Here is an 11,027-nt window from a genome sequence, read left to right on the forward strand (position 1 = left end):
TTTAACCCGCAGATGGGACTGCCACAAAGACCAAACTCCAGCCAGATTACCTGTCATTTCCAACCAGATTAGGGAGATTGGATAATCGCTCCAACCTCTGAGCCGTTGATAGATGCGAGATAAATGAGCAAGTGGCAATCCCAGCACTATTTGCACCAATCCTCGCCAATCCCCATCCTGTAGCCATGTGGTCAGATTGTAAGCAACATGACCTTTACTGTAGTTGTAAAGCTGACGATGTAGCTCTGCCATTTCAGTGCGATGCTTATGCCAGACATAAGCGCTTGGCTCATAGATGAGGGTGTAGCCAGCTTTAAGTACTTTATAGAATAAGTAAGTATCTTCACCAACTCCTGAAGGCATACCGGGACCGAGGGCTTCGTTCATTAGACCAATCTTGGGATGACTAAAGATACTGGCACGAAAAGCAGCATTAGCGGTTGCTCCTAACTGCCAAGTTGGTACAGCATGGCGTGAAAAGGATTCAAACCAATCTCCGTTAACCTCAAACTCCTCAAAGCCCCGTCCCAAGCCGCCATAATTTTCAAAACACTGCTGGGCATTGGTTTCCAACTGTAGGGGCAAAACATTACCTGTGACAATCATCACATCCGCTCTAGCAAAAGGAGCGATTAGTTTTTCTAACCAATCCGGTGGCACAGTAACATCATCATCCGTCGCAATCACAATATCCCCAGTACTAGCAACAAAGCCAGCATTGCGAGCATAAGCTAGTCCCTGACGGGATTCACTAACTAAGACAACATCAGGAAACTCAGCAACCACTGGTGGAGTCAAACCAGAAGCGGGATGATTATCAACTACAATAATTTCCAATTGTCGAGTATACTTTTGGGCAACTATGCTGCACAAACACCTCCGCAAATCTTGGGGTCGATCATAGGTAGCGATGATAATAGAGATTGGTATTTTATCAGGTAAACAGGTTAGTAAATCAGTCTCTTTATCCGTGACTTTATAGTGATTATTTAAGATAGATATTGCTTGAGTATAGCAGTAATACCTACTGAAGTTAAGGTTTACTTCCAGCAGCTTCATACCAAACTGATTGACAATAACCTCAATTAAGCGACTCTTGCTAATCCCTCGATCAGGGTTAGGAATATCAACGCTACCTAAAAGCTGATCATGCCATTTCACAAAGACTCGTACTGATGAGTACTCTTTAACATCAGTTAATGCCTGTAAAGGTTCCCGTAGATCCACAGTCCGCACTGCCATACCTGGATTGGTTTTAACCTTTTGGATTTCTTCCTTAGTCAGAGCAGGAAAGATAGGGTCAGAAAAAATCGGGTAGGGAGCACTATCTACATCCTCTTCTGTTTCCCGTTCTTGCTCACCGAAAGATTTAGTAATCTCAGCAGCAGTGTGGCGAGCTTTGTGATAGCGAGTTAAACCAATGAAGCAGCCTTTTAATTCAGCCAGAATTAAATCCCGTGGGAAGCGAGTGGGATGTTTGAAACCAATCCACAGACGTCTTAAATTCCAATACACTATCCACCAGAGCAAAATCGACAAGAAAGAAAGACACTCATCTGGATAGGCAAAGAGACTACGGATACAGTAAGAAAACAGACCAATACTGTTATTAGTAATTTGCGTACGCAACTTAGCATAATCCCGTCGATGTCGATGGCGCACTATGGCACTAGGCTCATAGACGAGGGTATGTCCTTCCTTAACCACCCGGAAAAACATTTCTAAATCACCACCACCATTAGTCACAGTACCCACATCTAAAGCAGGGTCAAAGAAACCAATATCATCAAATACTGAGCGGCGATAAGCCATGTTTGCCCCTGTACCGAATTGTCCAGTACCCAGGAATTTCCAAGGCATTTTGTTGCCTCGATTAACCTGATACCACTTACGCCTCATGCCTCGCCCGAAGCCGCCATACATTTCAAACAGCACTTGTGCTTCGGTTTCCAATTCATAAGGCACAACTAACCCAGTCACTGCCATAACGTCAGGATGTTTAATAAACACTAGCGCTAATGCTTTTACCCATCCTGAATCAACCACTACATCATCATCAGTATAGGCAATTATGTCTCCTTTAGCTTCAAGAACAGCTCGGTTTCTCGCCCAATCTAAACCCGGACGAGGTTCACAAATATAACGAACATTAGTATAAGTTTCCACCAGTTTATTAGTGTCATCACTGGTGGGAGCATTATCAACAACTAAAATATCTAAGTAAGGATAATCGAGTTGATTGATAGCGTCTAAACATAGAGCAAGATCAGCAGTGCGATCGCGAGTACAAACCGCAACTGTTACTAACGGCAACTTGCCCTTATACTCTGGTGGTGACACATCAAACAAATCCTCAAGACACAACCTTTCGCGTCCGAGGGGTAAGGATAATCCATTGTACAAAAGGCGATTGATAATCGTCTCGCTATGGCCTTCCAGAATAAGTTTACTTAAGGTTTCTGCTGTGCAGTAACCATTAGTAATCGGTGCTTGAACATATCCAATTGGCGCACCATGGAAGCGAACCAGTCCTTTCACTGCAATATAGCCATCTAAACCATCAAGAGTAGTCAGGGGGCGGCTCAATTCAATGTCCACCACTTTGATTGGATAAAGCATAACCAAAACTTCCTTATATTATCAGCAGTGAACGGTGTAATAAATTTCCAAGCAAGAGCTTGAAATATAGACTCCATCGGCGTTTATTTAAATCCGCAGGACTTACGCCTACACCCGGTTTATTAACATAATTACCGGATTTAAGCTTAGTGATAATTCTCAATAAGCTTTTAAGGGACAAGATATACAACCCATAGCGAAAAATAGGCGTAATAAAATCAGCTTTTAAAGCTTGAGATAGCCAAAATAACGTACTGCGATCGCTACTACACTGACTACTTTGTCGTGCCAAATACATATAAAAACTACTCTTAGACAATCGATAAAGCGCTGCTGGAATCTCTGGATGCCTTTGTTGAACGTCACGTAGCATCAAACCATGAGACTTAGCCATTTGGCTGTAGTCGCGAGACATACTACTAACAATTTTGCGATAGCCAATCAGAAATTCCGGCACAACAGCAAATTCATAATGTTCTGCAATTCGCAAATAGAGCTCCCAATCCTCACACCCCTGAGCCTGTTGTGCCTTCAGTTGACAGTTGTAGCCACCAACGGTCTCAAAACAACAGGCGCGAATCATAGATGCACTAGCATTGCCTAAAAAGTTATGACATACCAGAGTTTTATAAACCTTTCCCTCTATACTTGAAGCACGGAAATCTCCAGTCAGTGAATTTTCCTCATCAATATCCACCGACCAAGCATAAACCAACCCTACCGCTGGATCTGTTGCCAAGAAGCGTTTCATTTGCTTTTCTAAATTTTGCGGATACCAAATATCATCAGCATCCAGGGGAGCGATATAGTCTCCCTTAGTGTTTTGAATCCCTAAATTCCGAGCAGCAGCCACCCCTAAATTTGGTTGTTGTAGTAAGATAACACGCTGATCTTGCTTAGCAATAGATTGAACAATCTCAGCTGTCCGGTCTTGAGAACCGTCATCTACCACTATCAATTCCAGGTTTTTATAGGTCTGAGAAAGAACAGACTGTAATGTGATTTCAATAAACTGCTCTGTATTATAGGCAGGGATAATCACTGAAACCAGTGGTAAGCTATCAACTGTTTTAACAACCGACATTTGGTGATTTAAATTTTATATTTATACTTTCCACAGGGATAAACTGAGTTTTTAATTTAGCGTTGCTTAATAATGGAATGATTTTAAGAGTTTTGTGGAATGGGCATCTTGCTGTGGAATGGGCATCTTGCTGTGGAATGGGCATCTTGCTGTGGAATGGGCATCTTGCTGTGGAATGGGCATCTTGCCGTGGAACTGGCATCTTGCCAGTTTCAATATATTTTCGGGCGGGCAGGATGCCCACTCTACTCCTATTCATTCGAAGATTCAGCAAAGCTTTTAATTTAGCTATCAGCGTTTAGCTATATCAAATGGGCTGACTATGGGCTGACTGCTGATAGCGGATGGCTGACTGCTCAACCTGTAGACACAACCTGTATTACAAGTACAGAGTTACTTAGTCAATTCAGGATTTTTTTTTAAAAAAATCCCTACTGGTGATTCTTATATAGTTTTGTTAAAGCCAATAAACTAGTTTGTCAAACTTAGTGTAATCTAATAATTTTAACTAAAATAATGTTAAACTATACGAGGGTATTATTGAGATGCATAGTAACGATTTAATCTCAAAATCTCAATCAGTAATTGAAGGTAAATTCTCTAAAGAATGGTTGACTCTGCTAAACTAACTATCTCCGTCATCATCCCCGTATACAACGGAGGGGAAGACTTTCGTCAATGTCTTGCCAGACTATCTCAAGCTGCACCCCCTCCCGATCAAGTGATTGTAGTAGCTGATGGCGATACTGATGGCTCATGGCGTCTAGCCCAAGACTTTGGAGCCACAGTAATTCGATTGCCCACAGCAGGGGGTCCGGCTAAAGCCCGAAACCTGGGAGCTAAAGTAGCACAGACCGATATCCTGTTTTTTATAGATGCTGATGTAGCCATCTATCCGGATACTATTGGTCAAGTGGTGAAAATTTTTAATAATGAACCTAATTTAACCGCTTTAATTGGTTCTTATGACGATTCTCCCGGTGCTGCTAATTTCCTTTCCCAGTACAAAAATTTACTCCACCACTACACTCATCAAACTGCATCTGAAGAAGCATTTACCTTTTGGGGTGCCTGTGGCGCAATCCGTCGTGACATCTTTATTGCCATGGGTGGCTTTGAGGAAAATTATCGTCAACCCTGTATTGAAGATATTGAGTTAGGCTATCGACTCAAGCAAGAAGGTTACAGGATTAAGCTGTGTAAGACTCTACGGGTGAAACATCTCAAGCCCTGGGGCATAATTTCTCTCCTTAGAGCTGACTTTTTCTACCGCGCCTTGCCCTGGACTGCCGTAATTCTCAAGGTTCGCGACGCAAGTCCGGAAAACTGTCGTGAGTTTATCAGTGACTTGAACCTAAAGCTGTCTAGTCGTATTAGTGTGGTGTTGGTCTATGCTCTACTAGGTGCTTTAGTTACAGCTTATTGGTGGTCTAGTACTCTGATTGCTATGGCTACTTGTGTATTTAGTCTCGCCCTGCTAGTACTCAACAGACCTGTCTACCAATTCTTTTATCAAAAGCGTGGTCTACTATTCACTATACGAACCATTCCATGGCACTGGCTGTATTACTTTTACAGCGGACTTGCGTTTGCCATTGGTATAGTTCGTCATTGCTTTCAAAAGTACCTACAACCTCGGATATACTTGCCTAAGCTATCAAGTTTATAGCAGGGATAAATTGGTTGAGGTACTTTCGTAGTGGGTTTTAGGGAGTAGGGAGTAGGGAGTAGGGAGTAGGGAGTAACGGTAATAAAAATGAATGTACATCATAAGTATGATAAACGCTATAAATCTTTATTTAAAAATAAACTAAAATCGGGTTTATTTATGAGTATTAAAATCCTGAACAATAACAGTTACTATCGACGTTTAAAATAACGTTTAACCTTAGGTTTAACCTAGAATTGCTATCGCTATGGAATAAAAATCAATATTGTCCTACTAAGCACTAAACACTCACCACTGACGCACTCACCACTGACGCACTATTTTTAATCAATGGAACATTATCCCGTAGTGATTACAGGCGCAGGACCGGCTGGTCTTACAGCTGCCTATGACCTGGTTAAACAAGGCATTAAATCTATCGTTCTAGAAAAATCCAATAAAGTCGGTGGTATTGCTCGCACCGAAGTCTACAAAGGCTATCGCTTCGATATTGGTGGTCATCGCTTCTATACCAAAGTAGAAGCAGCGCATCAACGTTGGCAAGAGGTTTTAGGGGAAGATTTTATCAAAGTTCCCCGCATGTCACGCATTTATTACCAGGGTAAATTCTACGACTATCCCCTCTCAATCTTTAACACCCTATCGAATCTAGGCATCATTACCAGTCTGGTTATGTTGCTCAGCTACTTCAAGGCAAAAATCAAGGCAAAATTGCGACCTTGGCATGAACCTGAAACCTTTGAAGAATGGGTAAGCGATCGCTTTGGTCGTCGTTTATACAGACTATTTTTTAAAACTTATACGGAGAAAGTATGGGGCATACCCTGTGATAAAATTCAAGCAGAATGGGCAGCACAGCGAATTCAAAAATTATCTCTAAAACGAGCAATCATCAATGCTTTGTTCGGAAGTCAAAATAGCAAAAGCTTGATTAAGGAATTTGATTACCCGCTACTTGGACCAGGGATGATGTGGGAAAAATTTCAGCAAGCAGTAGATAATCAAGGTGGTCAGGTAAGACTGAATACTGTAGTGACTAGTATTCAACGAGATGGCAATCATATCAAAAGCATTACTGCTTTGCAGGATGAAAAAACTATCAGTATCTCTGGAGACCATTTCATCTCCAGTATGCCAGTGACAGCACTGGTTAAAAAACTCGACCCACCTCCCCCACCAGCGGTAATCGAAGCAGCAAAATCCCTATCTTATCGAGCTTTTATTATTGTAGCGCTCATTATTGATGCTAAAGATCTATTTCCTGATCAGTGGATTTATATCCATAGTCCAGAGGTGAAAGTGGGTCGCATCCAAAATTTTAAGAATTGGAGTCCAAAAATGGTATCGGATCCTAGCAAGACCTGTCTGGGTTTAGAATACTTCTGTAATGAGGGAGATGAAATCTGGAATCTATCTGATCCCAAATTGCTGGATTTAGCCACCCGTGAATTGGCGAGTTTAGGTCTGGCGGATGCCAAGGCTGTAGAGGATGGTACTGTGTTGCGCCAACCTAAAGCTTACCCAGTTTACGACCGTGATTATCGTCAGCATTTACAAGTGATTCAAGATTTTTTAGCAGACTTTGATAACCTACAAACCATTGGACGTAATGGGATGCATCGCTACAACAATCAAGACCATTCGATGTTAACCGGAATGCTAGCAGTTAAGAACTTACTGGGGGAAAACCATGATCTGTGGCAGGTAAATACTGAGCGTTCTTACTATGAAGAATTTACCACAGAAGAGTTAAAGCAAAAACAGGATTCAGTAGAGGACTCAGTTTTTCAGCCTGTATAGGCTATTGGCATGTTCTACTTTATCACGACTTGGAATTTTCTACTTATTCCTTGCTACTTGATCGGAACTGCTGTGCTGAATGTACTGCAAGCGGATTCCTTTAAACGAGTTAGCGATCGCATTATTGCAGCAGTGTGGTTGGGCATCGTTGTGCTGTCCATTGCACTGCTAGCAACCTCCCTAGTATTTCCCCTCAATTCCTGGGTAGGCTGGTGTACCGCTGTTAGTCTGAGTTTATTGTCTCTGACATCACAACCTACCCGCGATGAAATTGCTAATCTATGTTTCATGCTGTTTCCCAACCTAGCCTTGGGATTGTTGACCTTAGAATTTGGTGTCGCAGCATTCACCAGCCGACAAGTAACTTGGCTTGACACAGGTCTCTATCACTATGGAGCCATCCGATGGTTGTCCGAGTATGGAGCAGTGCCAGGTATCGCCCTGCTCCTTCAGCAGCTTGGTTTTACCTCATCGTGGTTTGCGCTCGCTGCTCCGTTTAACCCTCCAATTTTCGATGCTCAAGTTAGTGCGATAACCAATGGCTTTGCCTTTCTTCTCGCAATAGTACACTTTCTGATTGCTTTAGCTCAACTATTCACCAATAAAGCACAGCTCAGTGACTGGTTTATCGTCATCTGCTCATTGATTGTACTCCCTCTCCTAGCTCTATCGAGTTTGATGTCAGATATCCTGGTATCTCCATCGCCAGATATCCCAGTAATTTTCCTCACCGTAATCATCGCTTGGGCAATTTTAATCATTGCTCACCATCGCTCATCATCCGTAACTCGGGGTAAAAATTCTAGTTTTAAAAATAAATTTAATAATAAATTTTACGATGAATTTATCCCACTGATTTTAGCAGCTGGAGCTGTAACCATAAAGCTTACTTCTCTACCCCTATTATTCATATCAGTTATTTTTTATACTGTTTTCAGTAGGTTTTGTGTGCAACGACTAGTGATAGGTGGTGTCATCACTATTTTACTCTTATCACCCATGTGCGCTGTCAATATCATCACCTCTGGTTGCCCACTTTTTCCATCATCCTTCTTCTGTCTGGATTTACCCTGGTCTTGGACAACGGAAGACGCTGAAGCAGTTGCTGAAAACACTCGCGGCTGGGGAACCTGGTTTGGCTCACCTCCCCCAAATTCAAATCCCTGGCTTTGGTTATTTTGGCAGTGGTTCAGTTCTAGTACTCTAAATCAAATTGCGACTGGAATAATTTTAATTTCAATTTTATTAGCCATCTATATTCTCCGCACATCAATCATTCATCGCCTCTGGGGTTTGATTTGGGTCTTAGGTTTAGCTATTTCGGGAACTTTATTTATGATGCTTTATGCTCCTGTGATCAGATTTGGACTAGGATATCTAATTCTTCTACCTGGTTTATATATTACTATAGTTTGTCATCAAAAAATCGGAAATTTAAATTTACTGATTACCAAAAAACTACCGGTATCAAAGTTATGGATAATTCCTCCGATATTTAGGATAACTAGTTATTTAGCTTTATCTCTTATTACCTTAGTTATTGTTTTGAATCAAAAAACGTCCTATCGACTGATTATCCCTCCCCAGATGATGACGTCAGATTTAGTAAAAAAACAAGTCAATGGTATTAATTATTTTTCTCCACAAGATATCTCTCCAGAAGAGCATGAGCTATGCTGGTCTGCTAAACTCCCTTGTGCATTTGAACTAGAAGATAATATTCAACTTCGCGATCCAAACCGTGGTATTAGAGGTGGTTTTATAAAAGGGAACAGGGAGTAGGGAGTCGGGAGTAGCTCACAGGGGTAGGTTTTTTACTTTGGAGATAGGTAATAGGGCATAGGTAATAGGTAATAGGGAATAGGGAATAGGTAATAGGGAATAGGTAATAGGGAGAGGGTTTTTTTCAGGTTATGCAATACCTTTTTATTAATAAAAATTACCCACGGTGCGCGTTCACGCTTAGCTTTTAAAAAGCGCGGGGTCGCACCGCTATCTCCCGATCTCCCTATCTGCCCACTTCCCAACCAATTAAATTTTAGCAGGACGCAAGAAACAGCCCTGCTTAGTAAGGGGGGAATGGGAGCAGGGGAGATGGTTTGACGGTTTTTTTTGATAACTGAATAATATCCAATTTAAATGCGCAACAGCTTATGATTTTTGTAATTAAATAAATACTATATGTGGAAAATCCATTGTCAACAAGCACAATAAGGCCGGGTTTATTAAGAACTATTAGTAGTTTATTGACAATATACATTTACCCTGTATTGGTAATTAGAGTGACAAAGTAAGCGTAGTCGCTCCGGGGTGCTAGTGCATAAACAGACCACAGAACATAGGATATATAATATGAACCTTCGAGTATTGATTGCAGCGGAACATGCATCTGCAAAGTTTGGTGGTGAAGCAGCTCTTCCATTACATTACTATCGAATTTTGCGCCAACGAGGAATTCCTACTTGGTTAGTCGTACACGAACGCACTCGTGCAGAATTAGAGGCATTATTTCCCCAAGATCAACATATTGCTTATGTTCCTGACACCATTTGGCATCGTATGTTGTGGCAGTTAGGTCATCTGCTGCCTACCCGTTTATCCTACTTTACCCTAGGGCTGGTTATGCATCTTTTGACCCAGCTGACCCAGCGGCAAATCATTCGCCGTATTGTTAAGCAGGAGCAGATCAATATTATTCATCAACCGATTCCAGTATCCCCCAAAGAACCATCTATGCTGTTTGGAATGGGTGTACCGATAATTCTTGGTCCTATGAATGGTGGTATGGACTATCCTCCAGGTTTTGATAAACTCCAAAATAAAACTGTCAACTTTACCATATTTTTGGGACGGAAGTTTTCGAATATCATGAACCAATTGATACCTGGAAAGAAACAGGCAGCATTACTAATAGTGGCAAATGAGCGAACCCGAAAAGCACTACCTCAAGTCGCCTGTAAACAAGTCATTGAAATAGTAGAAAACGGTGTAGATTTATCTATATTTAAACCTCTGAAATCTGCGTCCAAAAGCCTACCGATAAAAACATAAGATGTTTTTATCGGTAGGCTTTTGGACTGGAAAGGCGTTGATTTATTGCTGCTTTCATTTAAAAAAGCATCCCTAAACTTTCCGATTAGCTTAACTATTATTGGTGATGGTACAGAGCGGGATAAACTAGAGAAACAAGCACAAGAACTCAATATTTTATCCACAACTATCCACAATACTGGTAAAGTATTTTTTGCGGGTTGGCTTTCTCAGGAAAAGTGTTCAGAGCAATTACAGCAGTCTGATGTGTTTGTTTTACCGAGTCTTTTAGAGTGTGGTGGGGCAGTGGTGCTTGAGGCAATGGCAAAGGGACTTCCAGTGATTGCCACTAATTGGGGAGGCCCAGCAGATTATCTCGATGCTTCTTGTGGAATTCTTGTAGAACCCTCCTCTAGAGAGGAGTTTATTGATAGTCTTGCCAATGCAATGCTGACGCTGGCGCACTCACCCCAAAAACGCCTTGATATGGGAAGGATGGGTCAAAAGAAAGTTATGCAACATTTTGATTGGGAAGTTAAGGTAGATCACATCATAAAGATCTATCACAAGGTGATTGCTGAACACCTATAGCAATCCTATCTGATTCGTGAAATAAATGGGCTGCTTTAAGGCAGGAGGCAGAAGGGAGCGGAGTTGGAGCTAGTTTTTAAGAAGTCCAGTGATTTGACAAATGATTTGGGTGCGGCTCTTTTAAAAGTACGGTAGACTAGATCTCAGTAAAACTGACAAATTAGTCAGAGTAATAGTTTGAGTCAATACCTCCTGGTGGGTGACCAGCTGAAAAAGTCAGCAGTAGTTCAGGAA

8 protein-coding genes are annotated in these 11,027 nt (G+C 41.6%); 6 read left to right on the forward strand and 2 right to left on the reverse strand.

Annotated elements, in window-relative coordinates; translation table 11 throughout:
* The coding region (locus F6K37_RS21555) for a glycosyltransferase (protein ID WP_287252047.1) at positions 1 to 2,619 on the reverse strand (2,619 nt) is incomplete at its 3' end.
* Between the two features lie 13 nt (positions 2,620 to 2,632).
* Positions 2,633 to 3,703, reverse strand: coding sequence for a glycosyltransferase family 2 protein (locus F6K37_RS21560; RefSeq protein ID WP_008178608.1), 1,071 nt, complete (start codon positions 3,701 to 3,703; stop codon positions 2,633 to 2,635).
* Between the two features lie 77 nt (positions 3,704 to 3,780).
* Between F6K37_RS21560 and F6K37_RS21565 the strand changes: the two genes are divergently transcribed.
* The 6 genes from F6K37_RS21565 to F6K37_RS21590 all read left to right on the forward strand — a co-directional run bounded on the left by F6K37_RS21565 (position 3,781) and on the right by F6K37_RS21590 (position 10,793).
* Positions 3,781 to 4,005, forward strand: coding sequence for a hypothetical protein (locus tag F6K37_RS21565; RefSeq protein ID WP_143764185.1), 225 nt, complete (start codon positions 3,781 to 3,783; stop codon positions 4,003 to 4,005).
* Between the two features lie 305 nt (positions 4,006 to 4,310).
* Complete coding sequence (locus tag F6K37_RS21570) at positions 4,311 to 5,372, forward strand: glycosyltransferase family 2 protein (RefSeq protein WP_008178611.1); 1,062 nt, start codon at positions 4,311 to 4,313, stop codon at positions 5,370 to 5,372.
* Positions 5,373 to 5,702: 330 nt separating this feature from the next.
* Positions 5,703 to 7,172: an NAD(P)/FAD-dependent oxidoreductase gene (locus tag F6K37_RS21575; RefSeq protein WP_008178612.1), complete on the forward strand. Its 1,470-nt coding sequence runs from the start codon at positions 5,703 to 5,705 to the stop codon at positions 7,170 to 7,172.
* 9 nt (positions 7,173 to 7,181) lie between these two features.
* Entirely contained in the window at positions 7,182 to 8,954 is a 1,773-nt protein-coding gene (locus tag F6K37_RS21580; protein ID WP_287252052.1) for an LIC_10190 family membrane protein, read from the forward strand.
* A gap of 570 nt (positions 8,955 to 9,524) precedes the next feature.
* Entirely contained in the window at positions 9,525 to 10,223 is a 699-nt protein-coding gene (locus tag F6K37_RS21585; RefSeq protein WP_287252054.1) for a hypothetical protein, read from the forward strand.
* Between the two features lie 9 nt (positions 10,224 to 10,232).
* The gene (locus F6K37_RS21590; protein WP_287252056.1) at positions 10,233 to 10,793 is read left to right on the forward strand and encodes a glycosyltransferase; all 561 of its coding nucleotides are present in this window, start codon (positions 10,233 to 10,235) and stop codon (positions 10,791 to 10,793) included.
* Positions 10,794 to 11,027: the final 234 nt, after the last annotated feature.

It is taken from the genome of Moorena sp. SIO4E2, assembly GCF_010671945.1.
Lineage (GTDB): Bacteria > Cyanobacteriota > Cyanobacteriia > Cyanobacteriales > Coleofasciculaceae > Moorena > Moorena producens.

What these genes read in the sequence shown, in the direction of transcription:
- F6K37_RS21575 (WP_008178612.1), top strand. Translation starts at nt 5,703, where the DNA reads ATGGAACATTATCCCGTAGTGATTACAGGCGCAGGACCGGCTGGTCTT.
- F6K37_RS21565 (WP_143764185.1), top strand. Translation starts at nt 3,781, where the DNA reads ATGATTTTAAGAGTTTTGTGGAATGGGCATCTTGCTGTGGAATGGGCA.
- F6K37_RS21580 (WP_287252052.1), top strand. Translation starts at nt 7,182, where the DNA reads ATGTTCTACTTTATCACGACTTGGAATTTTCTACTTATTCCTTGCTAC.
- F6K37_RS21570 (WP_008178611.1), top strand. Translation starts at nt 4,311, where the DNA reads ATGGTTGACTCTGCTAAACTAACTATCTCCGTCATCATCCCCGTATAC.
- F6K37_RS21560 (WP_008178608.1), bottom strand. Translation starts at nt 3,703, where the DNA reads ATGTCGGTTGTTAAAACAGTTGATAGCTTACCACTGGTTTCAGTGATT.
- F6K37_RS21585 (WP_287252054.1), top strand. Translation starts at nt 9,525, where the DNA reads ATGAACCTTCGAGTATTGATTGCAGCGGAACATGCATCTGCAAAGTTT.